The following is a 25,796-nucleotide window of genomic DNA, read 5'->3' as shown; positions in this document are numbered from 1 at the left end:
TCAAACATCCTATTTTTGTCTTTCGGTGTGACTGGAAACTTCGGCGTCACGGCGTTCGAGAGGGCATTTTTTGCATCAAAACACTCATTTTTATATTATCACGTCGGCGAAACAACGCCGGACAACTCGAGACCCGTGGAACAGCGGTTTTACGTGAGAGACCCGACAGAGCGGTATGGACATCGATACCACGCGACGTGCGCTCGTCGCCGCCATCGTCGGCGGCGGGGCCGTCGGGGGTTCGCTCTCGCCGGTTCGGGGTTATCTCGACCGGTTCGCGCCGTTCTCGGGGTCGGCGTGGCGGGACGCGACCGACCGGACGAACCGGCAGGTCGAGAGTCCCTACGGTCGGGCGACGGTGCGCTACGACGATTACGGGACTGCGCAGATTGAGGCCGACGGCGAGCAGGCGCTCTACTTCGCGGTGGGGTACGCACAGGCCGCCGACCGACTCTTCCAGATGGACCTCCAGCGACGGGTGATGGCGGGCCGACTCTCGGAGGTGGTCGGTGAGCGCGCGCTCGACTCCGACGAGTTCCACGTGCGGATGGACTTCGCGGGCGGTGCGGAGGCCAACCTCGAACTCCTCGACGGGACCCCGACCGGCGCGGCGCTCGAAGCCTACTGCGAGGGCGTCAACGCCTGCCGCGAGCAGGAGGCCCTTCCCCTCGAATTCGGCCTGCTCGACTACGAACCCGACCCGTGGACCCCCGCCGACACGATGCTGATGGAACAACAGATTTCGTGGGGGCTGACCGGGAGTTTCTGGACGCTCCGGCGCGAACTGCTGGCCCGAAAACTCGGTGAGGAGACGGTCGAAGAACTCTACCCCTTCCGGATGGACCACGACGCGCCAATCATCCGAGACGGGAGCGGTCCGGCGACTGCGACTCGCAGTCGCCGGACCGCTCCCGTCTCGGGGAACACCGTCGAACCCTCGGGGGAGTTCGCCGACGCAGACCTGCTCGACTGGCTTGGAGACTTCGAGTCGCCGCCCGGCGTCGGGTCGAACAGTTGGGTGGTCTCGGGGAGTCAGACCGAGAGCGGCAAGCCCATCGTCGCCAACGACCCCCACCTCACGCTGATGGCCCCGCCGGTGTGGTACGAGATGAACCTTCGGACCGACGACGTGAGCGTCCGGGGGGTCACTTTCCCCGGCGTCCCGTTCGTCGTCATCGGCGAGAACGACGCCGGAGCGTGGGGGTTCACCAACTCCGGCGCGGACGTAATCGACTTCTACAGCTACGAGACCGACGACGCGGGCGACCGGTATCGCTACCGCGGCGAGTGGCGCGAGTTCGAGGCCGAGGACCGGACGATTCCGGTCGCCGACGGCGAGGACCGAACCGTCACGGTCCGGAAGACGGTCCACGGTCCGGTCCTCGAACGCGAGGGCCAGCGAGTCGGCGTCTCGTGGACCGGCCACACCGCGACCCGGACCTCGCTGGCGGTCCACGAGTACAGCGAGACCGAGGGGGTCGAGGACTTCCTCGCGGCGACCCGGAAGATGGACCTGCCCACTCAGAACGTCGTCTACGCCGACCGGGAGGGAAGCACCCTCTACTACGTGACGGGCAAGATTCCGATTCGCACGGTAAACGGCGAAGAGGTCTGGGGCACCCGCGTCTTCGACGGGTCGGCGGGCGAGGCCGAGTGGGAGGGCTTCGAACCCTTCGGTGTCTCGTCGTGGGAGGGGTTCGTCCCGTTCGAGGAGAAACCCCACGTCCTCAACCCCGACTACCTCGGCACCGCGAACCAGCGAGTCGAGGACGACCCCGAACACTACGTCGGCGAGCGGTACGCCGCACCCTACCGGGGTCGGCGACTCTACGAACTGCTCGACGGGCGGGCCGACTCCGAGAAGCCGATGGACCCGCAGTTCATGCGCAGACTCCAGCGAGACGCGAAGTCCGCGCGGGCCGAGCAGTTGCGCGAGGAACTCGTCGCGGCCGCCGAGAGTCGAGGACTCGGTGACGTTGCCGAGACACTCCGCGATTGGGACGCCCGGATGACCCGCGACTCGCGCGCGGCGCTCGTCTTCGTGAAGTGGTTCGAGCAGTTCCGCCGGGAGACGTTCGCCGACGAGTTCGACGCGAAGGACCTCGGCGAGGAGTACTACCCGAACGACTGGGTGCTGGCGGCCCTGCCCGACGACAGTCGATGGTTCGGAGACGAGGGCAGGCAGGCGGTGATGGGCCGGGCGCTCGAAGCGGCCATCGAAGGAATCGAGGACGGCGCGACCTACGGCGACTACAACACCACCGCGTCCATCACCCACCCGTTCGACCAGTCGTTTCTGAACTATCCCGAGTACCCGACCGACGGGTCTGCCTACACGCTGAACAACTACCGGAAGGAGTCGGCGGTCGGGAGCAGTTGGCGGATGGTGTGTCCGATGGCCGACCGCGAGCAGTCGGTGTGTATCCTGCCGGGGGGCAACTCCGGCGAGTACTTCTCGGACCACTACGACGACCAGTTGCGACTGTGGGCCGACGGGAAGTACAAGTCGATGCGCCGAGAGATGGCGGGCGAGCGCGCAATCTCCTTCCAGAAGTCGGAGGGAAGCGATACGCGGGAGGGCGACGAATGAGCGTCGCTCGGGCGTGGTTGCGGGAAGTTCGGTCCGACGCCAGAGCGCGGTGGGCCGGACTGCTCGCCGGAACTGTCGTCGGACTCGCCGCGGCGTGGGTCCACTGGTACGGGTTCCTCGTCGGCGGCGCGCTGGTCGGTCTGGTCTCTGCGGACGCCAAGCGCGGCCTGCTGGCCGGAGTCGGGTTCGGCTTGGTCGCGTGGGCCGTCTTCGCGGGACTCGTGGCCGCGAACGGCGGACTCGTCGCGTACGCCGGGATGGGCCGACTGCTCTACCTGAGCGTCGGGATTCCGGTCGGGTTGGCGGCGCTCGGGTCGCTGGTCCGCGGCGTCGTCTGAGAACCAGCAAAATCTTCTTATTTTTCGGACCGGGCGTCACGAGTAGTGGCGGTTCGCGCCGGAACGCGACGTGTCAAACTCCGCGAGGTGGAACCGTCGCGGTATGAGCGACAGCGAGTCACCCGACCACTGCGACCACGGACACGACCACGAGGGGCCGGGGTACGCGACCCCACAGGCCGCCATCGAGGAAGCCGAACGAGAGCGAACCGCCTACGTCATGGGTATCTACACCGGCACGGGCGTAGACGCCCCGGACTTCGTGGGCGTCGTGGACCTCGACCCCGAGTCCGACACCTACGGCGAAGTCGTCAACCGCGTCGAGATGCCCAACGTCGGCGACGAACTCCACCACTTCGGTTGGAACGCCTGTTCATCGTCGTGTCACGTCGATGGACTCGAACGCCGACACCTCGTCGTGCCGGGCCAGCGGTCGTCGCGCATCCACGTTCTGGACACCAAAGACCGGCGCGACCCGGAGATTACGACGGTCATCGAACCCGAGGAGGTCTTCGAACACGACCTCTCGGCACCCCACACGGTCCACTGCATCCCGGACGGCCAGATTCTCGTTTCGATGCTCGGGGACGCCGACGGCGAACTGCCGGGCGGGTTCCTCGAACTCGACGAGAACTTCGAGGTTGACGGCCGGTGGGACCCGCCGGGCGAAATCGAGATGAACTACGACTACTGGTACCAACCGCGACACAACGTCATGGTCTCGACGGAGTGGGCCGCGCCAGAGACCTACTACCCCGGGTTCGACCTCGAAGACGTGGAGGCGGGCAAGTACGGCCGGAAGATTCACTTCTGGGACTGGGCGGAAGGCACGGTCGAGCAGACCATCGACTTGGGCGAGGAGGGCCAGATTCCGCTGGAAGTCCGGTTCCTCCACACCCCGGAGGCGGCCCACGGCTACGTCGGGACGGCGCTCTCCTCGAACGTGTTCCACTTCTCGAAGGACGGCGGAGACGGCGACGGCGCGTGGAGCGCCGAGAAGGTCATCGACGTGGAGGCCCGCGAACACGACGACTGGGACATGCCGGTTCCGGGTCTCGTGACCGACCTGCTGGTCTCGATGGACGACCGCTATCTGTTCTTCTCGAACTGGCTCCACGGCGACGTTCGGATGTACGACGTGAGCGACCCCGCGAACCCCCGACTCGCCGACCGCATCTGGGCGGGCGGCACCTTCGGCCCGAGTCACCCGACCGGCGAGGACGACCGCGAAGTCGTCGGCGGACCCCAGATGCTCCAGTTGTCGCTCGACGGCGAACGCCTCTACTGGACCACCTCGCTGTTCTCGTCGTGGGACGACCAGTTCTACCCCGAGGAAGCCGAGAAGGGGTCGGTCATGCTGAAGGCCGACGTGAACCCGCGGAAGGGGACGATGGAACTCGACGAGGACTTCCTCGTGGACTTCGGCGACCTGCCGGACGGTCCGGCCCGCGCCCACGAGATTCGGTGGCCCGACGGCGACTGCACCAGCGACGTGTGGCAGTGACCGCGTACGAAGTCGAACTCGTCGGGCGCGACACCGACGCCGACGCCGCGGCGTCGGCGTCGGGAGCAGGGTCCGAATCAGCGTCGGAAGCGGAGTCGGGTTCGGAAGCGGGGCCAGCGTCGGCGTCGGTGGTCCTGACCGCCGACGCCGACGAGACGGTGCTGGCCGCGGCCCGACGCGAAGGCGCGGGTCTCCCGTTCGGGTGTCGGACCGGCGCGTGCGCGACCTGCACCGGGCGCGTCCTCGACGGCGACCTCGAACACGTCCGCCCGCCGCGCGGTCTCAAGGCGCGCCACCTCGAAGACGGGTACGCCCTGCTCTGTATCGCCGAACCGCGGTCGGACTGCCGCATCGAAGTCGGCGCGGCGGTGGCGAACGACTTGGTGTCGAACCCGTGGAAGTGATGGAGCAGTATCCTCCGTCCTTTGAGCTGTATATAAATTTGTTTTAGCAATTTATAGACGTGTTTAGCGTTGATATACGTTCCTCGGAGCGGTGATTCGTCACGACCACGAAATTCCCGATTTTCGAAGACATCGGTCGCTCCGCTACCGAGTTAGAGCAAGAGTCGAAGAACACCGGCAGTACCAAGCGTGAAAACCGCGAGTACGGTTAAAATCCGGTCGCCCCTCAGAACGTCGAGAGTTCGCCGTCGATGACGCGCTGAGTGATGGAGGTCACGTCGGCGAGTTCGCTGTCGATGATGTCGGTCACGTCGTCCTCGATGTCCGCGATGGTCACGCCGTCCTCGGTGACGATTTCGGCGTCGGCGACGTGCGGTTGGTCGATTGGCCGACCGATTTGGCTGAGCAGGCGAATCCGGAGGTCCCGGATGCCCTCGACTTCGGCGACGACCGACTCGGCGATTTCGGTCCCGAGCAGGTTGTAAATCTTCCCGATGTGGTTGACGGGGTTCTTGCCGGAAGTGGCTTCCATCGACATCGAGCGGTTGGGCGTGATGAGACCGTTCGAGCGGTTGCCCCGGCCGACCGATCCGTCGTCGCCCATCTCGGCGCTGGTGCCGGTGGTCGTCAGATAGATGTTCTCCTCGCCCTCGCCGTCGCCGTCGGCGGTGTTGACGTAGACGCTCACGTCGCGGTCGGTGTACTCGTGGGCCACCTCGCGGACGAACTCCCGGACGGCCTCCACCTTGTCGTCGTAGTCGGCGCGGTCCTCCACGTATCGGTCTATCATGGCGGCGGCGACGGTGATGTCGATGTCGTCGCCCTCGCGCTTGCCCATGATTTTCACGTCCTGTCCGAGCGCAGGGTGGTCGTCGGCGAACTCGCCGTTGAGACGGTGCTCGGCGTTCAGCACGATTTGTTCGGTCTCGGTCAGGGGCGCGTGGCCGACGCCGAAACTCGTGTCGTTTGCCATCGGGACGGTCACGCCGTCCTCGCCGAAGACCTCCTTGAGGTCGCCGCTGCCCTCGCCCAACTTCACGTCCACCACGATGTCGGTGCCGAACTCCAGTTCGGGGAAGTTCTCGCCGAGGTAGTCGCGGGCCGCTTCGAGCGCGATGGTCTCGGTGGGGATGGTCTCGCCGTCGTACTCCTTGGTCGCGCGCCCGACGATGAGGAGGTAGATGGGTTCGAGCATCTCGCCGCCGCCGAACTCGGGGTCCGACCGTCCGGCGACGAGTTGGGTCTCGTCGGTGTTGTAGTGGAGGACCTTCCCCACCCGGTCGAGGTAGGCGTTCGCCAGCGCCTGCGAGACGCTCTCGGCGATGCCGTCGCAGATGGAGTCGGGGTGTCCGAGACCCTTTCGCTCGACGATTTCTATCTCTTGGTCTTCTACTGCGGGACGGTCGATGGGTTCGACCTGAATGTTCCGGTCAGTCATTGCTCGTTCATATCCGGTCACGGATTCTATAACTTGCGGAAACGAAGAGGGGTATCGGCGATTACTTCCGGTTATCACGCGATTTGGCAACAATTGCCGAAAAACGGGACAGCCGCCAGTCTCGGCGCTTCGTTGGCGGGTTCTCGGGTCTCGGGCGTCCGTCCCCTTCGGCGACCGGTGGACGACCCCTACGCGGACGACCAAACGGACGGCGTTCGAGACTACTCGTCGCCCTCCAACAGCAGACCGAGGTAGGAGGTCCGAATCTGGTCGTCGGGGTCGAGTCCGAGGTCCCGCAACACTCCGAACGCCTTCTCGCGGGCCGACTCGACCGACGCCTCGCCCTCGACTTCCGTCTCGACTTCCACGAACTCGCCGAGTCCGTCCACCGCGTCGAGCGTGACCGTGTAGCCGTCGAGGGCGAACCGCTCGCGGTCCTTGCGGACCGTCGCGGCGGGGTCGAACCCGAGCGACGCGAGGATGTCGTCGGCCGCCGCGCCGTCCTCGACTTCGGTCTCGACTTCGCGGCGGGTCTTCGACTCGGCTTCCACGAGCGGCCCCTTGTAAGTAAGTTCGGCGAAGGAGTCGCTATCGGTGGGACTCTCCCGGCGGACGCGCAGAGCCTCGTCGGTCTCGGCGAACTCGCGGTGGGGCGCGTCGTAGTAGGTGTCTACCTGCGTGACTTCGTTCACCGGTTCGGCCCCGAGTTCGGCGAGGCGTTCGCGGACGGTGGCGTGGTCGGCCGGGACCTTCAGTTCGACCTCGTACATTCGTACCTCGGCGTTGGCCGCGGCGCGGTTTCGGGGTTGCGCTTTCGCCGACGAATATTTATTACAACGGAATGACGAGTGAACGCCATGACAACCTCCGATTCGATTTTCCGCTCGGACTCCGACGACCACCCGTTGGTGACGGAGTTCGCCTTCGTCGTCGGTGCGGCGGCCGTGTTCTCCGTCGCGTTCCGCGCCGTCGCCGTCGTCTCGTACAGACTCCGGGAACTCGTCGCCCCGCCCGGCAGACTGCTGGCCGATGGTCTCTTCCACGGAACAGTGATGCTCGTCGTACTCGGACTGGTCGTCGGCGCGTACGCGACGTGGCGGGGTATCGACGTTCGTCTGACGCGACCGACCCGCGAGGACCTGCCAGCAGTCGTCGCGGCGCTCGCAGTCCCGGCCCTCCTCGTCGCGCTCACCGCGCTGGTCGGCGGTGCGACCGGCGCGTCGTACAGTTCGCTGGCGCGGACGAGTTACGCCGCGGACGTGGCGCTTCGGCCCGTTCTCGTCGTCACCGGTCTCGGCCTGTTCGTCGGCGTGCCGAGCTATCTGTTGCTCTGTCAGGTCGTCGTGCAGGGGAGTTTCGGGCGGGTCGTCGGCGGTGACGCCGCCGCGGTCCTGACGACGGCGACGGCCGGGTTCCTGCTGGTCGGAACCGGCGGCGGGACCGGTCTGTCGGCGTTCCCCGACCGGGGACGACTCGTCGGCGCGGCCCTGTTCACCGTCGCCGTCGGGGTCGCGGCGTACGCGATTGGTCGGACCGAGCGTCCGTGGGTCCGGTACCTCGCGGCGGTGCCAGCGTTGGCGCTCGCCGCCACAGTCGTCGTCTCGGCCGTCGCCGCGGTCGAGTCTCCGGCGGGTGCGCTGTTCGCGGGCACGCAACTCGTCGTCCTCGGACTCGCGGCGTTCACCTACGAGCGGACCGACTCGCTGGCGGTGCCCGCGCTGGCGTACCTCGGCATCTCGCTGGCCCACGACGCCGCCGTGTTCGCCGCCGAGACGGGAGTTCTCGGATAATTCCACATTTCCTATAAAGATAGCTGCGTTTTCCTACACCTTCGAAAAGAGGCTATAAGATGGATTTAGATTTCTCCCAGCGCGGCGGCGAGGCGGCGAGGCGGCTGAGGCCGCCTCGCCGCCGCGCTCGCTCGACTACTCGAGTTGAATCGCGCGCTGTTGTTCGTGGGACCGGTAGATGGCGTCGATGACGCGCTGGACCTCTAGCGCTTGGTCCACGGTGTTGCGGGTCGGGGCCACGCCGTCGCGGACCGCCTCGAAGAAGATGCGCTGTTCGGCCTTGTGGGGGTCCTCGTGGCGGGTCTGTATCTCGGAGTCCGAGAAGTGGTCGGTCCCCTGTCGGCCCGACTCGTAGATGGTCAGCGAGTCGTCGGCCTTGTCAAAGTTCGCGCCCGCTTCCGTCCCGCGGACGATGAACTCCTCGTTGGGCGAGCGATTCGCGGCCCACGCCACCTCCAGCGAGAACGTCTTGCCGCCCTCGCACCGCACGAACGCGCTCACGGAGTCGTCCACCGAGAACTCGCCGGTCTGGGCGTCTTCGCCCCACATTTCGAGGTAGGCGTAGTCGTCGCGGGACCCGAACTGCGACCGGATGGTGCCGCTGACCTCTCGGACCGTCGGGAAGTCGTGGAAGTGAAGCGCGAGGTCGATTGCGTGGACGCCGATGTCGATGAGCGCGCCGCCGCCCGCGATGTCGCGGTTGGTGAACCACGACCCGCGGCCGGGAATCCCGCGGCGGCGGATGAAGTTGGCTTCGACGTGGCGGGTCCGTCCGAACCGGCCTTCCTCCTGATAGGACTTCACGACTTCGACCGGGTTCCGGAAGCGGTTGTGGAACCCGACCATGCAGAATCCGTCGGCGTTGCGGGCCGCCTCCGCGATGCGCTCGGCGCTTTCGAGCGAGTGGGCCAGCGGTTTTTCGAGGAGTACGTCGAGTCCGCTCCGGAGCGCCGACACCGCGTACTCCTCGTGGAACTTGTTGGGCGTCGTGACGATAACTGCGTCCACCTCCGCGCTGTAGAGGTCCTCGTGGCTCTCGAACGACTCCACCCCGTACTTCTCGGCGAATCGAGCGCGAGCGTCGGGGTTGATGTCCACTCCGCCCACGATGTCCACCCGTTCGAGGTCAGAGAGACGGTCGGCGTGATAGTGTCCGATGTTCCCCAGACCGACGAACCCGACTCGAACCGGCTCGTTCGTTCTAGACATAGTTACTAGTGGTAGCCAACCGTGAATCGTTGTTAGGCTTTTCTGTTCGGCCGTCTATCAGTTCGTGGGAAGCTAAACCCGGTTGATTGGTCGAACGCCGTCCGCGGGTCGGTTCTGCCGTGTTCGTCGTCACCGGGTCATCGCCTCCTGTCAGTACAACTGTCGTTCGGTCTCTTCGCGTTCGCTCTCGCGTTCGGCCTCTCGCTTCCGATTTCGGCGGGCCGCCACCCACGTCCGAATCGCCGGGAGGAACTTGTTCTTGCAGTCCAGCACGAACGAGACGATACCGTACGCCCAGAAGAAGAACAACAGCGTCCCGGCGAACAGGTAGAACCATCCCAGCGTCGTGACCATCAGTCGTCGCCCTCCGCTTCGGTCTCGGTGGCGCTCGGTTCGGCCGCCGCGAATTCGAGGCTGTGACTGATGGCGTCGCCCGTCTCGGTGTCGAAGAGGTGGACGCGCTCGCGGTCTAAGACCACCTCCACGTCTTGGTCGGCTTCGATGTCCGAGGAGGGGTCTACGCTCATCAGGAGTTGGTTCTGCGGTGCCTCGGCCTCCGGGTCGGTCTCTATCTGCGGTTCGGAGGCGTTCCCCGTGAGGAGGTAGACGAATATCTCGTCGCCCATCGGTTCCAGCACGTCGGTCTGAGCGGGGATGGGTTGAGTCGGATTGGCGACTCCCTCGCTGGCCTCGCGGAGGTACACGTCTTCGGGTCGGACCCCGAGCGTCAGGTGGTCGCCCTGCGCGACCCCCGAGAGTTGGCCGGGGTCGAACGCCACGTCGAAGTCCGGCGTCGAGAGACCGCCGGACGTGACTTCTCCCTCCACGAAGTTCATGCTCGGCGACCCGATGAATCCCGCGACGAAGAGGTTGGCGGGTTCGTTGTAGCAGGTCAGTGGCGGCGCGATTTGCTGGAGTTCGCCGCCGTCGATGATGGCGATGCGGTCGGACATGGTCATCGCCTCGGCTTGGTCGTGGGTGACGTAGATGATGGTAGTGTCCAACTCCTTGTGGAGTCGCTGGAGTTCCGTCCGCATGTGGACCCGGAGTTTCGCGTCCAAGTTCGCCAGCGGTTCGTCCATCAGGAACACCTCGGGTTCCCGGACGATGGCCCGCGCAATCGCCACGCGCTGGCGCTGGCCGCCCGACATCTCGTCGGGCATCCGTTCCAACATTCCCTCCAACTGCACGATGTCCGACGCGCGTTCGACCCGCCGGTCGATTTCCTCCTTCGGGTAGTCGCGCAACCGCAGGCCGAAGCTGATGTTGTCGTACACGTCCATGTGGGGGAACAGCGCGATGTTCTGGAACACCATCGCTATCCCGCGGTCCTTCGGCGGGAGGTTCGTCACGTCCCGTTCCGCGATAGTGATGGTCCCCTCGCTGGGGATAGTCAGTCCGGCGATGGTCTCCAGCGTCGTGGACTTGCCACACCCCGACGGGCCGACGAGCGTGACGAACTCGCCGTCCTCGATTTCGAGGTTCATGTCGTCTACTGCCGTTACGTCCGCGTAGCGTTTGGTAACGCCGTCCAAGATAACTTTACCCATTGTGAATCACTCCTTGAGCGCTCCTGCGGTGAGTCCGCTGACAATCTTCTCCTGTGCGACGACCACGAGGATGGCGACGGGCAGGACTCCGACGATGCTCGCGGCGGCCATGAGATTGTACAACTGCGTGTACTGTCCCTGATAGCTCAGGATGCCCCACACTATCGGTGCCCAGTTCTGCGCCTCGCCCGATGTCATCAGGAACGAGAAGAAGAACTCGTTGTACACCGAGATGAACGTCAGCACGCCCGCCGTCGCCACGCCCGGCGCGGACAGGGGCATGATGACCCGGAACAGCGCGCCGAGTCGCGTCGTCCCCTCGATGCGCGCGGCGTCCTCCAGCCCGTCCGGAATCTGGCCGTAGAACGTCGAGAGGATGAAGATGGACAGGGGCATGAACAGCGCGCTGAACGGGAGCATCATCGCGAACGGCGTGTTGAACAGGCTGGGACTCGACACGCCCAACACCGAGACGTTCCCGGTGAACAACCGGAACAGCGGGATGATGAACGCCGCTGGCGGGAAGTACGACACCGCGAGGATGAGCAACATCAGCGGACCCTTCCCCGGAAAGTCGAGTCGGCCGAACACGTAGCCCGCGAGACTCGCCAGCACCAACACGACTGCTGTCGTGGCGATGCCGAGGACGAAGCTGTTGAACATGTAGAGGTGGAACGGAACCGTCGTGAACACCTCCACGAACGCGCCGGGGTTGAAGCCGTTGGGAACCGGCGGGAAGCCGAAACTCGTGATGGCCTCGTTGGGCGTCAGCGCCAGCACGACCAGCCAGTAGAACGGGAACAGCGTCGTGAACAGGAAGAATATCATGGCGACGTAGAACATCGCCCGATACACCTTCTGGGGGTTCTGTATCGCCGAGTCTGCCCACCGCGAGAACGCGCCTTCGTTGGAATCTGTTTCCGTAGCCATCGTTAGCCTCCTGTCTCCGTATCCGCGTACTTGACGATGTACACCGAGACCACCAGACCGATGAGACCCGCCGTGATGAACGCGACGGCCGCGGACGTGCCGTACATCCGCGACCCGCGGAACGTCGTGACCACGAGACACGACAGCGACGGCACGGTGTTACACCCGACGACGGTCTCGATGAGACCGTAGATGCGCATCGCGCCGATGGTCCGGAACAGCATCGCCACCAGCACCGACGGCAGGACCAGCGGCAGGGTTATCATCCGGAACTGCTGGAACTTCGACGCCCCGGCGACCCGACCCACGTCGTAGAGACTTCGGTCCACGCTCTGGAGTCCCGCGAGGATGATGAGCGCCATGAACGCCGAAGTCTTCCACACGTCCGCGACGATAAGGATGATGAGCGAATCCACCGAGTTCGACAGCGGCGTCTGGGTGAAGATGCCCCACTGCTGGAGCGGGTCCACGAGGAAGCCGATGTTCGGTTGGAACAGCAGGAAGAAAATCATCCCCTGAATCACGATTGGCACCGCCCACGGGATGATAATCGCAACCCGAACCCACCGCCGACCTCGGAAGTCTTGGTCCAGCACCAGCGCCTGTGCGAACCCGACCAGCGTCTCGAAGAAGACGCTGACCAGCGTGAAGATGAGCGTCACGGTGAGCGCGCTCTGGAACGGCGTGGCCGGGTCGAAAAACGGCCGGACCAACAGCGCGTCCCGTTCACCGGTCAACAGTGCGACGTAGTTCTCTAGTCCGACGAACTCGCCGAGCGCCTCGCTCCCCACCAGATTGTCCGCGAACAGCGACATCCGGAAGGTACTCAACAGCGGCCAAAACGCGATGAGACCGAGCAACAACAGCACTGGCGTCAACAGCAGGTACGCGAACTGGGTGTCGCTCAGGTTCTCCATCCACCGAACTGCCGCGACGTACGGGCCCGACCGTTCGGAGTCCCGAATCCCCTCTTCAGATGTTGCCATGAAGATTTTGATGTTTTCGTGGATTGCTTACGCGCTCGATTCGATGGCTTCGAGTTGGGCCTTGAGTTGGGTCATCGCCTGCTGGGGCCTACCGCCCTGACCAAACGCCCCGTTGACCTGCTGGGAAATCTTCGACGACTGAGAGGGCCACACCGCGGTAACTGGCCGCGGGATGGCGTTCTCGCCAGCGACCCGCAGTTGGTCCACGTACCGGCCCATGACCGGCACCTGCCTCGCGCGGTCGGAGTCGAGCAGTTTCGGCTCCGGCGGGAGGAACCCGAGGACCTCGAAGAGTTTGTACTTGAACTCGTCGCCCATCATCGCCTTCAGCACCTCGACTGCCGCCTCCGTGTTGTTGGAGTTGGGATTGACCGCGTTGTGCCACCCACCCAGCGCCGCGACCGGTCCTCCGGTCATCGGGTACTTGGCTTCCTGTTCGGTCTTGGCGTAGGGAATCGGCATCACGCCGAGGTTCTGGCCGAGGGCGTCTTCCGCGCCGCTGATGTTAATGGCGTAGGGCCAGTTGCGGTGCATAACCGCGTCCTTGTTGGTGAACGGCTTACGCGAGGGTTCCTCGGTCCACTGCATCACTGCGGCCGGAGCAATCTGGCCCTGATAGTTGTTCAGTGTGTTGTTGGCGTTCGACCCGTGGATGAACGTCCGAACCATCTTGATGGCGTTGACCACCTGCGGTTCGTCCACGGTGATGGGTCGATTGCCCACCGGACCGAACAGGTTCTCCGCGGGGTTGCCGAAGTACGCGCCGCCCCAACTCGACATGAACTCGTTGAAGTCACAGCACGACAGTCCCTCGTAGGCGTTGCCTTGGAAGGTGAAGCCGTACTGAACCTCGTTGTTGTTCATCGCTTCCTTGGTCACCTGCGAGAACTTCTGCCACGTCATCGAGTTCTGCGCCCACGTGTCGAAGTCCGACTGCCCGTACCCGGCGTTCTTCAGGTACTGCTTGTTGTACTGCATCGTCGGGAAGTCGGGGAACAGCGGAACGGCGTACAGGTCGCCGTTCGGTCCCTTCGCAGTGGAGACGCTGGCCTCGAAGTACTGGTTTTCGAGTTCCTGCATGCGCTCTTGCGGGAAGGCCCCGGACTTGCTCAGGTTGAGAAGCTGATTCCGGACGATGAACGGAATCGTCCATCCGCTGTCCACGTACAGAATGTCGGGCTTGGACCGGCCCGCCGACAACCACTGCTGGTACTGCGCTCGGCGGTTGTCGGTCACCGATGGTCCCGAGAGAATTTTCACCTCGATGTCCTTCGAGAGACCGTTTTCGTACAAAATCGGCTGTAGCTCCTGATTCCACGTCTCTCCTTTAAAATCGGGGTCGGTGGCCCACTGGAGCGTCGTCTTCTGACCCTGATTCTCGACGTTGCCGACCGTGGCTCCACCGTCGTTTGCCGTGTTGCTCTCTCTGTCTTGTGGCTGGTCGCTACCGGTGCAACCAGCGATGCCCGCCGCGACACCCGATGCACCCACTGCCCGAACGAACTTTCGACGCGAGACTCCCCCGTCTCGGTTACTGTCGTCGGGTCCATGTGAACTACTGTCAACCATTCCACTACGTATCACGGCGTTTTCCCATATATACCCTAGTGATAGTAACTACATCTGTTGTTACAAATCGCACATCGGTAATGTGTGGTTTCCGAACCGGGTTGTGTGGTTGTGTAGTGCCTAAAGTTCGAGGTCCGGTATCCGACGGTCGAAAACCCCCACCTCAACTCGTCCGGCGTAACGGCGTCGAAACGGCGGCCTACGTCGGGACGAAACAGTCGCAACTGTTGTCGATGCGCCAAACGAGGCTTACAAGTCGGCTATCTTCCGCGACCATACCGGGTCTTTCGGCCCTTCGAGCCGGTCTCGTTCGTCGTCCGACAGGGATACGTCGAGCGCCGCGACGTTCTCTTCGAGGTGGTCTACGCTCCGCGGACCGACGATGGGTGCGTCCACGACTTCCTTGTGGAGAAGCCACGCGAGACTGACCTGCGCGGGCGTGACGCCCTTCTCGTCGGCGATTTCCCGCGCCGCGTCGAGTACGGCCCAGTTCTCGTCGGTGAATCGCTCGTAGGTGTGTTCGTCGGTCGCGGCCCGGCCCGCGTCGGGTTCGGAACCGCGGTCGTACTTGCCAGTCAGGAACCCGCCGCCGAGGGGACTCCACGGGATGACGCCGACACCCTCCTCGGCGCACACCGGCAGGACGTTCTCCTCCTCTTGGCGGTCCGCGAGGTTGTACTGGGGTTGCATACAGGTGAACCGGGCGTAATCGTTCACGTCGCTCTCGTAGAGCGCCTTCGTGAACTGCCACGCCGCCATCGTGGACGCGCCGATGTACCGGACTTTGCCGGTCTCCACGAGGTGGTCCAGCGCGTGGAGGGTCTCTTCGACCGGGGTGGTCTCGTCCCACCGGTGAATCTGATAGAGGTCGATGTAGTCGGTGCCGAGGCGTTCGAGGCTTCCCTCCACTTGGTCGAGGACGTGCTTGCGCGAGAGACCTTGCTTGTTCGGTCCCTCGCCCATCGACCCGTACACTTTCGTGGCGACGACCAACTCCTCGCGGTCGTACTCTTCGATGGCGTTTCCGACGATTCGCTCGCTCTCTCCGTGAGAGTAGACGTTCGCGGTGTCGAGGAAGTTGATTCCGAGGTCGATTGCCCGGTCGATGATTTCGTGGCTCTCGTCCTCGTCGGCTATCATCCACTCGCGGTCGCTCCCGAAGTTCATGCACCCGAGGCAGAACCGCGAGACTTCGAGTCCGGTGTCGCCGAGGTTCGTGTACTCCATTTCGGCCATGCCCCGGCGTACGACGAGGCCCGGTAAAACGCTACGGGGCCGCGGGGACGCTCACGCGTTCGACCGCGGACCGACTGCTACGCGCGCTCTCGGAAAGCCTCAAGCCACGGGAACCCGATAGCCCGGACATGCCGTCTCTCTACGAACGACTTCGGAACGACGACTACACGGGCGAGCGCCGGTGCTGGCCCTGCACTGCGGTCAACGCCGCGATACTGCTCGCCGCGTGCGCAGGGGTCGCGCGCCGCCGCTCGCGGTCGCTCGCGGCCGCGGCCGGTCTCGGTGGCGCGGCGGTCATCGCGCTTCGAGGGTATCTTGTCCCCTACACGCCGCGGTTCGCGCCGCGACTCGCCTCTCGGCTACCGGGCGAGTTCTTCGACCACGGCGACACCGCTCCGACCAGTCCACCGGGCGCGCCCGAGTCGTCGGCGTCACTCGGTGACGCCGACGACGATGACGACGAAGGTGAGGCGGGCGAAGAAGTTCTCGCGGCGCTCCTCGACGCTGGCGTGGTACTCGCCGACGAGCAACGGGTGTCTCTCGACGACGACTTCCGAGCGGCGTGGCGCGACGAGATGCGAGACCTCCGAAACCGGGACGACGAGGCTCTCGCGGCCGCGCTCCGCGCGGCCGCACCCACGGGGCAGGAAGTAGATGTGGTGACTCCGAGCGGATGGCTCCGTCAGGACGACACCCGCTGGTTCGTCGTCTCCGACGGGAGCCACGACCCCGCGAACGAGAACTGGCTCTCTCGGCCCGTCGCGCTCTCGGAGGCCGCCGCCGTGCGGACGCTGGCCGACGACACTGACCTGTCCGAGGGCCGCCGAGCGCAGGCCGCCGGACCGCTCCGGACCTTCCTCGAACGCTGTCCGGCGTGCGACGGAGCGGTCGAAGAGACGACCGAAGTCGATTGCTGTGGCGGTCCGGGCGGGGCCAGCGCCGACGCGCCCGACGAGGTGCTGGCCTGCGGCGACTGCGGCGCGCGACTCTACACCTTCGAGTAGTCGGCGTCGGGCGTCGCGGGTAACTGTTGCTCACCGCGCGGGCGGACTGTTCCGACCGATTCGAATCTCGTGGGCCTCCACGTCTTCTAGCGCCGCGACCTGACCGCCGACCGTGACCACGCCGCTGTCGGTCTGAACCTTCATCCCGGCGACTCGCTCGCCCGCCTCGAACGAGAAGCCGACGACTTCGCCCTCCACGATGCGGGTCTCACCGGTCTCGATGTCCCGGCCCTCGATGTTGGCGTAGAAGTCGCCGTCGAGTTCCTGCAACTCTTTCACGCACCGCCGGATGGAGGCGTAGCGGCGGGGGAACGGGCGGTCCTCGCCGTCGGCCGCGAGGGTTCGCTCGGCGGTGGTCCAGAGGACGGTGCCGAAGAATCCGGAGACGAGGAAGCCGAGCGCCGACCGGTTGAAGATGACTCCGTAGCGGTCCTCGTCGTCGCGCAGGGCGTCTTGGGTGGCGTAGATGGAGTACTCGCCGTCGGCGACGGCGATGACCGGCGTGGTGATGCCCCGGCGGGCGCGGGCAGTCGTCGCAACGTCGAGGTAGTCGAACTCGTCGGGGTCGGGCGCTTCCGAGGCGGGCGTGACCAACAACTCGACGCTGACGCCCGAGTCGATGGCGTCGCTGAGGTCGTCTTCGAACCGCTCCAGCAGGTCGGGGGTCAGCGAGAGCGCGACTTCGAACTCGGCGGCGGCAATCACGTCTTCGAGGTAGCGGAGGATGGTCGAGCGCGACTTGACCAGCGAGACGGCCTCGGTGTCGCGGGCGGGCGCAGTGTAGCGCGCTTCCAGTTCCGAGACCATCTCCATCAGCGACGACTGGACGCCCGAGAACGCCTCTTCGGGGTCCACCGCGATGACTTTCATCGGCCGGGATTCGCGCAGTTCCACGAGTCCGCGGTCGCTGAGGCTCCGAACCGTGTCGTAGACGCGGGGTTGGGGGATGTCCGTCCGGTCGGCGATTTGGCTCGCGGTCAAGTCGCCGTGTTCGAGAACGGTGAGATAGGCGTCGATTTCGTACTCGCCGAGGTCGAATCGGTCGCCGACTTGCTCTATCGTCACACGCAGGTCGTCGGAGGTCATGTATCTGGAGACACACGCGAGGGGTAAATGATTTATCCGGTTTCGAGTAGCACTCGTTTCCGAAAACGCGTTTCATCCTCCGCGTATATTCTCCGCGAGCGAGAGACACGAGAAGATGGCCGAGAGAATCGCGAAGATGTCTCAAGAAAGTACAGATGTTTCTAAGGAGAATTAAAAGCAGTCTTTCGTGGTCGAACTGACGCGGAGTCGGCACGCCACGAGTTCGTCCCGGCTTCGCTTATAAACCCTCGGGGCGCGCCCGCGGGAAGGTTCTACATGTACATCCGGCCTTCCGGTCCCTCGGTCTCCGCACGCTCCGAGAGTCGCTCGGCGAGGTCCTCGTAGTAGCCCTGCACCTCGGTAGCGAACTCCTCCAGCGGTCCCGTGTCGATTTCGAGGTCGTAGATGGACTGCACCGCGTCGAGCAGTCGAATCGCCGCTTCCACGTCGGGCGCTTGGGCGTGGACCGGCGTGACCAACACCGCGGTCCGGAGGTCCGACTCCATCCCGCGGGCCACCAACTCGGCGTTCATCCCGTCGAGGAACCCTTTCCCCATCGCGGGAATCTCGGCGTCGGCGAGGCGGTGGTCCCGGTAGTCGTCGGTGGCGACGTAGAACACCTGATGCTCCTCGGGCGCGTGGAGAATCGTGACGCCGTGGAGGACCGCAATCTCGTCGATTCCGCCGGTCTCGGTCCACTCCAGCACCGCCTCGCTGAACTGTTGGGCTGCCCACGCCGGGACGAACAACTCGCCGACGAGAACCGACAACCCGGCCTCCTCGTGGGAGAAGACCCGCGTGTGGTGTCGTGGCCGGCCGTTCTCGAACGGCGTAATCGCCGGGAGTTGGTCGGCGGTGATGTGGCCGACCTGCTCGAATTCGAGGCGGTCAACGAGGTAGTCCACCGCCGTCAGTCCGGCGAGTCCGAACTGCGAGAACCCCGCGACGACCGTCTCCTGCGGGTTCTCGGCCGTGATTTCGAACGAAGCCCCTGCCGAACGCGGTTCCCCACTCATGCGAACGAATACGGCGAAATGGGCCTTAGCTCTTTGCAGGCGCACGGTCGCGGTTCTGCGCGGAGGCGCGCTACGCGCGCCGGAGCGGAGTCGCCGAGCCGGACTGTCCTATCAGCCTGCGCCCACAGCCTTCTTGCCCCGCCGTGTTGCGGGTAGGGCCGTGAATCGACCACTCAGCGAGGACGACGAGGGCAAGCGAGTCGTCGGACCCGACGGCGAGGAAATCGGCACGGTCGAGAAAGTGGACGCTGGCGTGGCGCACGTCCACCCCGAGTCGTCGGTGTCCGAGTCGGTCCGCGAGCGACTCGACTGGAGCGACCGAGGCGACTACACGTTTCAGGAGACCCACGTCGAATCGGTGACGGCCGACGAAGTGGTGTTGAGCGAGTAGGTCGGCGGTCTTCCTCTCGCGCCGAGGCGGAAACCCGTCTCAGACGAACGAGAAGCCCAACAGCGCCCACACCGCCAGCGCGAAGCACGGGAGTCCGAAGCCCAGAAACGCCGCGAAGCTCCACTTCTTGACGGTGTTGCCGTCGAGTGGACCGAACGGAATCATGTTGAACCCCGCGAGGAGGAAGTTGATGCGGACGCCGAGACCCGCCACGTCGCCGAGCATCCCGCCGAGGAGCAACTCCAGCGGGAAGAACGCCATCCCGAGCGCCACGTTGGTCAGCGGTCCGGCGACGGCGATGAGACCGTGTTCCCGGAGCGTGGCCTGCCCGCGGTGGTAGACCGCACCCGGCGCGGCGAAGAGGAACCCCGCGAGCGCGCCCGCGACGGCCAGAAACAGCATGCCGTAGTCGGCCCGGAACTCCGCGACCTGTCCGTACCGAATCGCCGTCACCTTGTGGGCCATCTCGTGGAGCAGGAAGCCGAGTCCCGCGGTGACGAGACTCGCCGGGAGCAGGCCGAACAGAATCGCGGGTTGGTAGAGAAGTGCCTGTCCGCCGCCACCGAAAAAGAGCGCGAAGGCCACGCTCAGGGCCGCCCACGCGATGGCGATGTCCAGCAACTCGCGCGTGCTGAACCGGATGGTTCCGACCTTCATGACAGCGTATCTACGATGAGGTCGGCGCTGTTCTGTGCGCCCTGTATCATCAGGTTCGTAATCTCGCCGACGCCGCCGATTTGGGACCCCAGAAGCGGCAGGACCACGAACGGGAACGCGAAACTCGCAATCATGCTCCCGACGTTGGTCATCGCAACGATGGCGATGAGTCGGAACAGCGGCACGTCGAGCATCTGGCCGAGGAGGTCGCGGAGCGGCGTCTCCTCGTCTTTCATGAGTTCGTTGAGCGTGGCGATGTCGCCGACGTTGACCGAGGTGTACTTCAACTCGACGTACCCGGCGAACCACCCCGGCGCGAGCAGTGGGTTGACGCTGGTGAGCCACGCGACGGCGCCGCCGACGCCCGCGGAAGTCCAGCGCGCGCCCGCAAGCTTCGCCAGTCCGAACGCGAAGACGCCGTTGAACAGGAACCACGCCGCGAACACCTTCAGGAGGAAGCCGTCGCGGACGCCCGCCATGAACAGCAGGAAGAAGAACGCGAGGAAGCCGACGGTCATCAGGTAGCCGAAAATCTTGAACAGCGAGAATCGGCTTCCCGACTCGGTACCCACGAGGTCCTCCATCGGCGGCAGGCGCTCGGGGTGGTCGAGGTACTCCTCGATGCCCGCGCGGTGGCCCGCGCCGACGATTGCGACGACTTCGTGGCCCGCGTCCCGGAGTTGGACGAGGTTGTGGGCGATGAAGGCGTCGCGCTCGTCGATGAGGGCCTCGGCCCCGCCGGGGGAGAACTGGCGGAACTCCTCCATCATCGCCGTCACCACGTCGCCGTCGGTCAGTTCCTCGATGTCGAACTCCTCTTCGTCCTCGGGGTCGCCGATGCCGACCATCGCCAGACAGAGTTCCCACACCATCCGGAGTTTCTCGAAGAAGGACATCCGCGCCCAGAACCGCTGGATGGTCGTCTGGATGTCGCGGTCCACCAGCGCCACTTCGCTTCCGACGCCCTCGGCGGCGTCGATGGCCGCCTGCATGTCCGCGCCGGGTTCGATGTCGAAGCGGTCGCCCATCCGGGCCTGCACGTACGACAGCATCCAGTAGGCGATGAACTGGAAGACGGTGTTGCCTTTGAGCAGGTCGGAGGGTTCGAGGTCTTGGGCCACTTCGCCCTGCATCTGGCGGTACCGGCCCTCGTCGAGTTCGACCGCGACCACGTCGGGGCGCTCTGCGTCGATGGTCTCGCGGACCTCCTCGACGCTGTCTGCGGAGACGTGGGCGGTCCCGACGACGTGGACGCTACCACCGCCGTCTCCGGCGTCCAACTCGGCTGAATCGCTCATCGTTCGCCTTACACGCTATCCCTTTTTACCGTTGTCGGTGCCCGAAGAATTACCAACCGGCCGAGAGTTACGGCGGTTCTCGGGACGGCGTAGCACGGCCCGCTCGCTGAGAACGACGCGTTACTCGGGAGAAATCGTGCAATAACAATTGCCCGCGTTCCACGAGTACACGAACGTCTCATGAACCGGCGACGATTCCTCGGGTGGGCGACCGTGGGCGCGACAGTCTCGCTCGCGGGGTGTCCGGCCCTCGCGGTCCGGAACGTCCGTGTCCGGGGCCGGTACCCGGCCGACGCCAGCGGGTTCCATCTCGCGGTGGAGTCCGAGGACGCCGCGGGACTGGTCGAGAACGTCTCGGTCCCCGGCGGCGGTCCGCAGGGCGGGATGTCAATCGGCGCGTTCGTGGACTGGCGGCACGCGGGCGAACTCACACTTCCGCAACTGCGTCTTCGAGGGGTTCCCGAACAACGGACTCTACGCCTCCGCGCCCGGCGGCGACGGGAGTCTGCGGGGGTTCGGCGGCGTGGTCCGGGTCCTCGGGGGTCGCTACCGGAACAACAACATCGCCAACGTCCGCCTCGGCGGACGCGGCGCAGTCGCACGCGGCGTGACCATCGTGGTGGACGAGGTGCCGCCGTACAACGAACTCAACGCCAGAGGGTTGCTCTTCCGGAACGGGCGCGACCACCGGGTCGAGAACTGCCGCGTCGTCCTCGGCGAAGACGCGGGCGAAAGCCTCGGCGCAATCGTCTTCAACCCCGACGCGGGCCGGGTCTCGGTCCGGAACAGCGACGTGGAGATGGACCGCGACGGGATTCCGGCGGTGTACGCCCCGCCGCCCTCCGCGAAGGCCCCCGACGAGACCGGCCCGGTGTTCGAGAACGTCTCGATTCGGGGCACCGCGGGCAGGGACCGAACCGTGGACGTGGCGGGCAGGGACCGGACCGAACTCCGGGACTGCCGAGTCGTCCAGTCGGGCGACGACCGGGGCGGCGTTCGGTTCGCCCGGTCGGACCGGTGTCTCGTCGCCGGGACGACCATCGACGTGACGGGCGACGCGATACTCGACAGGCGGTCGTCGGTGAACCGGCGCGGCGTCGAGGTGGTGAGCGCGTGATGTTCGAGAACGAAAATTCGTTCCGAAGCAATCGAAAACAATTTCGAGATGAACAAAATCCTGTCCGAAACGACGCGTCGCTTCCCTCGCTGTCGGTCGTCGTCATCGCCCGCAACGAGGCCGACCGCATCGACCGGTGTCTGCGCGTGGTCCGGTCGGCGACCGAGGCGTTCGACAGCGAACTCGTCGTGGTGGACTCTAACTCGTCGGACCGGACCGTCGAGCGGGCGACCGACCACCCGGCGTCGGTCCTGCGAATCCCGACCGACGACCTCTCGACGCCCGCGGCGGGCCGGTACGTCGGCGGCGCGTTCGCGGCGGGCGAGCAGGTGCTGTTCGTGGACAGCGACGTGGTGGTGGCGGACGGATGGCTCGAAGCGGCGTCCCGGCGACTCGCGGCGGACCCGGACTCGCGGGCGTCGGCGGGCACCTCGGCGAGACCGGTGAGGCCAGCGAACCGGCGACCTACCGCGAACCGCTCCGGCGCTGGCGTCGGGGCTTCTTCCACGGAGTCGCGGACGCGCTCTTCCGGTCGGCGTCGTCGCCGGGCCTGCTCGTCGCCCACCTCCGACACCTCCGCCACTCGGTGGTTTCGAGTTGCTGGCTCGCGGTCGGACTGGCGGCGCTGGTCGCGCCGCCGGTCCTCGCGACGTGGATTGCGGCCTCGGCTCTCGGCGTCGTCGCGCTGGCGCGGACGCAGGGTCTCGCTCGCGCCTACCACCTCGTCTCGTTCTGGGTCCTGCTGTCGGCCGCGGTCGTGAGCCACGACTGGCGCGCGCCGCCCGGCCGCGAGCGGTACCCGCTCGACCGAATCGAGGCGGTCCGGCGCGGGCCGGAACTCGCGGTCGGCCGCGAGTTCCGGCCCGAGGCGCGGTGCGGTGGCGGTCTGCGGTGCCGTGCGGTGGCGGTGCGGTCTCCCTGTCGTCGGCTTCAGTAGCGGTCGCAGTCTGCGGTGCTGTGCGGTCCAGTTGGTTCGAGCAGTCACTAACGTCTCGCGGCCGACTCCGCCCGACCGCGGCCGATTCCTCCCGCCACGTCGCCGCCGCCTTCGTCGCGCCGCCGTCATAAGCCACGACTAAAGAAACGTAGTTCGATGCGAGACGAAGGAAAAGGTTTCTTAGAGAATTACGTAGTTGTCCGAGGTCGCACCTTCGACATCCCGAACGACGAGGCGGAAGGCGAAAACGGGATGACGCGCGAGCGAGACGGTTCGACCGATGTCCGACACCGCGACGCTGATGGACTCCTACACGGAGATGACGGAACTACTGTTGCCCAACGACACCAACAACCTCGGGCGGGCGCTCGGGGGCGCGGTCCTCCACTGGATGGACATCTGCGGGGCCATCGCCGCGATGCGGTTCTCGAACTACCAGTGCGTGACCGCCTCGATGGACCACGTAGATTTCATCTCGCCGATAGACCGCGGCGAAGTCGCTATCGTGGAGGCGTTCGTCTTCGCTACCGGTCGGACTAGCATCGACGTGAAGGTAGACGTGCGCGCCGAAGACCCCCGCGAAGGCGAGGAACGCGAGACGACCACCTCCTTCTTCACCTTCGTCGCGTTGGACGAAGAGGGAACGCCGACCGAAGTTCCTGACCTCGACTGCCCGACAGAGAACCAGCAGGCGCTCCGGGACGCCGCGCGCGAACAGCGCCGCGAGCAGTTGGCCGCGGTCGCGGAAAAAATCGACGACGAGGGATAGCTACGCTTCGGTGGTCGTCTCTTCTTCCTCGCCGTCCATCTCCACCGTGGTCGTCTCTTCGACCATTTCGGTGGTCTCTGCGGCCTGTTCGGTGCCGTTCACGTCAATTTCGAGGAAGAGGCTCAGCGACTCGTTCGCTGGCGCGTCCTCCGGGCTGGCGTACCCGGCGACGAATCCGGTGTACGCGTTCCCTTCGAGGAGACTTTCGTTGAACGTGGCGACGACGGTACCGTTATTGTCCTCGGCCGCGGGTCGCACTTCGAAGGTGTACACGCCGTCCTCGACGGTCGTGTAGTCGGTCGCGTTGCCGAACGTCGCGTTGTCGGCCACCGCGTCACCCGACTGCTGGAAGGTCACGTCGACCGGACCCGCGTCGGGCGAGGCGTGGACGAGACGCACCGACGACTGGTTGCCAGTCGGCGCTTCGGTGGCGTCCGAGAGTACGGTGACTTGGAACTCTTCGGTCGCGTTCTCGGAGACCTCTCCGGCCGCCATGACGGTGTACTTCTCGTTCGCCTCGACCGAGACTTGCCCTTCGAAGACCGCGGTCTCGTTCTCGGCCGTGACGATGGTCACGTCGTGGTCGCCCGCCGAGAGGTCGAGGTACTCGGTCACGTCACTGTACTCGAGGTCCTCGACCGCCGTCTCGCCATCGACCTGTACGTTCACCGCCGGTGCGTCCGGCGACATGTGTGCGACCCGAACCTGCGCGTTTCCTTCGTCTTGGGTCAGCGACGCGACCGTCCCTGCGCCCAAACTGGCGACGACCAGAAGCGCGACGCCGACCGCGACTGCCCGTTTCAATGTCGTTCTGTTCGCTGTCATGCTCCGGAACAGTTCGCAATTCGACACGCTATAAAGCGCGACGACCGTCCAAGCACGTAATCTCCGACGAAGCGGCACAACGGAACGATTCCCGTCGTTAGGCCCGATACAGGTCGCTCGAAATCTCCCTTACCTCGAAAAATTCGGCGTCTGCCGACGTTCGGTCCCGTCGCGTGCCGTCGCTCCCCGTCGTCCGGTCTACGATTCGGCCGTCGTCTCGTTCATCATCGCCCCGCCGCTATCGACTGCTACGAGGAGGTCGAAGGGCACGTCCGCCGGTGCCTCGTCGGGCGAGAGATACCCGGCGGCGACTGCCGAGTACGTCGTCCCGCCCTCCACCGAAACGTCGAAGGTGGTCACGACTTCGCCGTCGTTGTCCTCGGTCGCGGGACGGACTTCCAGCGTGTAGTCGCCAGCGGGCACTTCCACGTAGTCGGTCGCGTTGCTGAACGACACGTTGTCGTAGAGGACCGCTCCCGACTCCTCTACGGTCACGTCCACGGCGGGCGCGTCCGGCGAGGCGTGAATTAGTCTGACCGAGGCGTTCTCGTCGCTCGGCGTCTCGAAGTCGTCCACGTAAATCTCGGGTCGGAACGTCTCTTCGCTGACCTCGCCGACGGCCGCGACGGTGTACATCGTCCCGGCCTCGACGCTGACGGTCCCTTCGAAGACGACCGTCTCGTCCTCGCTAGTCTGAATCGTCACCGTTCGTTCGCCCGCGGGCACCTGCAAGTAGTCGCTGACAGTGCCGAACTCGACGCCTTCGAGAACGGGGTCGCCGTCCACGAGAACGTCCACGGCGGGCGCGTCAGGCGAGAGGTGGGCCACCCGCACCTGTGCCGCGCCCGAGTCGGTCGCTCCGACGGTCGCTACCCCTACCCCCACGAATCCCGTCAACACCAGCAAGACGACGCCGACCGTCGCCATTCGTCGTGTCGTGTGTGTCTCTATCTCGCACATACTGCGGACGGTTCTCAGGACGAATCTATCATAAATCGACGGGACCATTCACGGCGTAACGGGCCGTAGAGGGCGTCGAAATCCGGATTACGCTGGTCGGGCAGACCCCGACGATTTCGGCGTCGTCGTGCGGAAATCGCCCGCGAACTCGGTGCTGATTCGTCCGGGAAGGAACGCTTATCGGCGTCGCTC

The 25,796-nt window shown here is 65.3% G+C and carries 26 protein-coding genes; 11 read left to right on the top strand and 15 right to left on the bottom strand.

What is annotated here, in order from left to right:
- Positions 1-175 precede the first annotated feature (175 nt).
- The 4 genes from P2T60_RS06470 (at position 176) to P2T60_RS06455 (ending at position 4,836) form a co-directional block, all read left to right on the top strand.
- Complete coding sequence (locus P2T60_RS06470) at positions 176-2,590, top strand: penicillin acylase family protein (RefSeq protein WP_276281733.1); 2,415 nt, start codon at positions 176-178, stop codon at positions 2,588-2,590.
- Positions 2,587-2,928, top strand: coding sequence for a hypothetical protein (locus tag P2T60_RS06465; RefSeq protein ID WP_276281732.1), 342 nt, complete (start codon positions 2,587-2,589; stop codon positions 2,926-2,928). Before P2T60_RS06470 ends, P2T60_RS06465 begins: the two co-directional genes overlap by 4 nt.
- A gap of 103 nt (positions 2,929-3,031) precedes the next feature.
- Complete coding sequence (locus tag P2T60_RS06460; protein WP_276281731.1) at positions 3,032-4,432, top strand: selenium-binding family protein; 1,401 nt, start codon at positions 3,032-3,034, stop codon at positions 4,430-4,432.
- Between the two features lie 128 nt (positions 4,433-4,560).
- Complete coding sequence (locus tag P2T60_RS06455; RefSeq protein WP_337250845.1) at positions 4,561-4,836, top strand: 2Fe-2S iron-sulfur cluster-binding protein; 276 nt, start codon at positions 4,561-4,563, stop codon at positions 4,834-4,836.
- 226 nt (positions 4,837-5,062) lie between these two features.
- On the opposite strand, the gene P2T60_RS06450 is transcribed toward P2T60_RS06455, so the two are convergent.
- Both P2T60_RS06450 and cyaB read right to left on the bottom strand, forming a co-directional pair.
- Entirely contained in the window at positions 5,063-6,274 is a 1,212-nt protein-coding gene (locus tag P2T60_RS06450) for a methionine adenosyltransferase (protein WP_276281730.1), read from the bottom strand.
- A 221-nt stretch (positions 6,275-6,495) separates the two neighbouring features.
- Complete coding sequence (cyaB, locus tag P2T60_RS06445) at positions 6,496-7,044, bottom strand: class IV adenylate cyclase (protein ID WP_276281729.1); 549 nt, start codon at positions 7,042-7,044, stop codon at positions 6,496-6,498.
- Between the two features lie 87 nt (positions 7,045-7,131).
- On the opposite strand from cyaB, the gene P2T60_RS06440 reads away from it, so the two are divergent.
- Positions 7,132-8,064 carry a hypothetical protein gene (locus P2T60_RS06440; RefSeq protein ID WP_276281728.1) on the top strand — a complete coding sequence of 311 codons (933 nt, stop codon included), beginning with the start codon at positions 7,132-7,134 and terminating at the stop codon, positions 8,062-8,064.
- Positions 8,065-8,199: 135 nt separating this feature from the next.
- Here P2T60_RS06440 and P2T60_RS06435 read toward each other — a convergent pair whose 3' ends face one another.
- The 7 genes from P2T60_RS06435 to P2T60_RS06405 all read right to left on the bottom strand — a co-directional run bounded on the left by P2T60_RS06435 (position 8,200) and on the right by P2T60_RS06405 (position 15,544).
- Positions 8,200-9,273 (bottom strand): Gfo/Idh/MocA family protein, encoded by a 1,074-nt coding sequence (locus tag P2T60_RS06435; protein ID WP_276281727.1) that lies wholly within the window; start codon positions 9,271-9,273, stop codon positions 8,200-8,202.
- A gap of 150 nt (positions 9,274-9,423) precedes the next feature.
- Positions 9,424-9,627 (bottom strand): DUF8005 family protein, encoded by a 204-nt coding sequence (locus tag P2T60_RS06430; RefSeq protein ID WP_276281726.1) that lies wholly within the window; start codon positions 9,625-9,627, stop codon positions 9,424-9,426.
- Positions 9,627-10,823: an ABC transporter ATP-binding protein gene (locus P2T60_RS06425; RefSeq protein WP_276281725.1), complete on the bottom strand. Its 1,197-nt coding sequence runs from the start codon at positions 10,821-10,823 to the stop codon at positions 9,627-9,629. The genes P2T60_RS06430 and P2T60_RS06425 overlap by 1 nt, the downstream gene beginning before the upstream one ends.
- Positions 10,824-10,829: 6 nt before the next feature.
- Positions 10,830-11,753 (bottom strand): carbohydrate ABC transporter permease, encoded by a 924-nt coding sequence (locus P2T60_RS06420; protein WP_276281724.1) that lies wholly within the window; start codon positions 11,751-11,753, stop codon positions 10,830-10,832.
- A gap of 2 nt (positions 11,754-11,755) precedes the next feature.
- Positions 11,756-12,739 (bottom strand): carbohydrate ABC transporter permease, encoded by a 984-nt coding sequence (locus P2T60_RS06415; RefSeq protein ID WP_276281723.1) that lies wholly within the window; start codon positions 12,737-12,739, stop codon positions 11,756-11,758.
- A gap of 27 nt (positions 12,740-12,766) precedes the next feature.
- Positions 12,767-14,308: a twin-arginine translocation signal domain-containing protein gene (locus P2T60_RS06410; protein ID WP_276281722.1), complete on the bottom strand. Its 1,542-nt coding sequence runs from the start codon at positions 14,306-14,308 to the stop codon at positions 12,767-12,769.
- A gap of 249 nt (positions 14,309-14,557) precedes the next feature.
- A complete protein-coding gene (locus P2T60_RS06405) occupies positions 14,558-15,544 on the bottom strand; it encodes an aldo/keto reductase (protein WP_276281721.1) in 987 nt (328 codons plus the stop codon).
- A 128-nt stretch (positions 15,545-15,672) separates the two neighbouring features.
- Between P2T60_RS06405 and P2T60_RS06400 the strand changes: the two genes are divergently transcribed.
- On the top strand, positions 15,673-16,548 hold the full coding sequence (locus tag P2T60_RS06400; RefSeq protein WP_276281720.1) for a DUF8054 domain-containing protein: 876 nt from the start codon (positions 15,673-15,675) through the stop codon (positions 16,546-16,548).
- Between the two features lie 30 nt (positions 16,549-16,578).
- Here the strand turns inward: P2T60_RS06400 and trmB are convergent, their stop codons facing one another.
- Together trmB and P2T60_RS06390 are read right to left on the bottom strand one after the other, a co-directional pair.
- Positions 16,579-17,634: an HTH-type sugar sensing transcriptional regulator TrmB gene (gene trmB / locus P2T60_RS06395; protein WP_276281719.1), complete on the bottom strand. Its 1,056-nt coding sequence runs from the start codon at positions 17,632-17,634 to the stop codon at positions 16,579-16,581.
- Positions 17,635-17,906: 272 nt separating this feature from the next.
- Entirely contained in the window at positions 17,907-18,650 is a 744-nt protein-coding gene (locus P2T60_RS06390) for a proteasome assembly chaperone family protein (protein WP_276281718.1), read from the bottom strand.
- A gap of 160 nt (positions 18,651-18,810) precedes the next feature.
- Between P2T60_RS06390 and P2T60_RS06385 the strand changes: the two genes are divergently transcribed.
- Positions 18,811-19,041, top strand: a complete 231-nt coding sequence (locus P2T60_RS06385; protein WP_276281717.1) for a hypothetical protein — start codon at positions 18,811-18,813, stop codon at positions 19,039-19,041.
- 39 nt (positions 19,042-19,080) lie between these two features.
- Here P2T60_RS06385 and P2T60_RS06380 read toward each other — a convergent pair whose 3' ends face one another.
- Together P2T60_RS06380 and P2T60_RS06375 are read right to left on the bottom strand one after the other, a co-directional pair.
- On the bottom strand, positions 19,081-19,698 hold the full coding sequence (locus tag P2T60_RS06380) for a metalloprotease (RefSeq protein ID WP_276281716.1): 618 nt from the start codon (positions 19,696-19,698) through the stop codon (positions 19,081-19,083).
- On the bottom strand, positions 19,695-20,996 hold the full coding sequence (locus P2T60_RS06375; RefSeq protein WP_276281715.1) for a TraB/GumN family protein: 1,302 nt from the start codon (positions 20,994-20,996) through the stop codon (positions 19,695-19,697). Before P2T60_RS06375 ends, P2T60_RS06380 begins: the two co-directional genes overlap by 4 nt.
- Before the next feature lie 268 nt (positions 20,997-21,264).
- On the opposite strand from P2T60_RS06375, the gene P2T60_RS06370 reads away from it, so the two are divergent.
- The 4 genes from P2T60_RS06370 (at position 21,265) to P2T60_RS06360 (ending at position 23,819) form a co-directional block, all read left to right on the top strand.
- Positions 21,265-22,113 (top strand): hypothetical protein, encoded by an 849-nt coding sequence (locus P2T60_RS06370; protein ID WP_276281714.1) that lies wholly within the window; start codon positions 21,265-21,267, stop codon positions 22,111-22,113.
- Positions 22,113-22,874 (top strand): glycosyltransferase family A protein, encoded by a 762-nt coding sequence (locus P2T60_RS21845; RefSeq protein WP_420028704.1) that lies wholly within the window; start codon positions 22,113-22,115, stop codon positions 22,872-22,874. The genes P2T60_RS06370 and P2T60_RS21845 overlap by 1 nt, the downstream gene beginning before the upstream one ends.
- A complete protein-coding gene (locus P2T60_RS21840) occupies positions 22,871-23,050 on the top strand; it encodes a hypothetical protein (protein ID WP_382209673.1) in 180 nt (59 codons plus the stop codon). Before P2T60_RS21845 ends, P2T60_RS21840 begins: the two co-directional genes overlap by 4 nt.
- Positions 23,051-23,330: 280 nt before the next feature.
- Positions 23,331-23,819, top strand: coding sequence for an acyl-CoA thioesterase (locus tag P2T60_RS06360; RefSeq protein WP_276281712.1), 489 nt, complete (start codon positions 23,331-23,333; stop codon positions 23,817-23,819).
- Here P2T60_RS06360 and P2T60_RS06355 read toward each other — a convergent pair whose 3' ends face one another.
- Positions 23,820-24,644, bottom strand: a complete 825-nt coding sequence (locus P2T60_RS06355; RefSeq protein WP_276281711.1) for a DUF4397 domain-containing protein — start codon at positions 24,642-24,644, stop codon at positions 23,820-23,822. It lies immediately after the preceding gene.
- 198 nt (positions 24,645-24,842) lie between these two features.
- The gene (locus P2T60_RS06350) at positions 24,843-25,571 is read right to left on the bottom strand and encodes a DUF4397 domain-containing protein (protein WP_276281710.1); all 729 of its coding nucleotides are present in this window, start codon (positions 25,569-25,571) and stop codon (positions 24,843-24,845) included.
- Positions 25,572-25,796: the final 225 nt, after the last annotated feature.

The sequence above is a fragment of the Halorussus caseinilyticus genome, from assembly GCF_029338395.1.
GTDB lineage: Archaea > Halobacteriota > Halobacteria > Halobacteriales > Haladaptataceae > Halorussus > Halorussus caseinilyticus.
The sequence above is the reverse complement of the archived record's forward strand: the minus strand, read 5'-3'. Positions and strand labels throughout refer to the sequence as shown.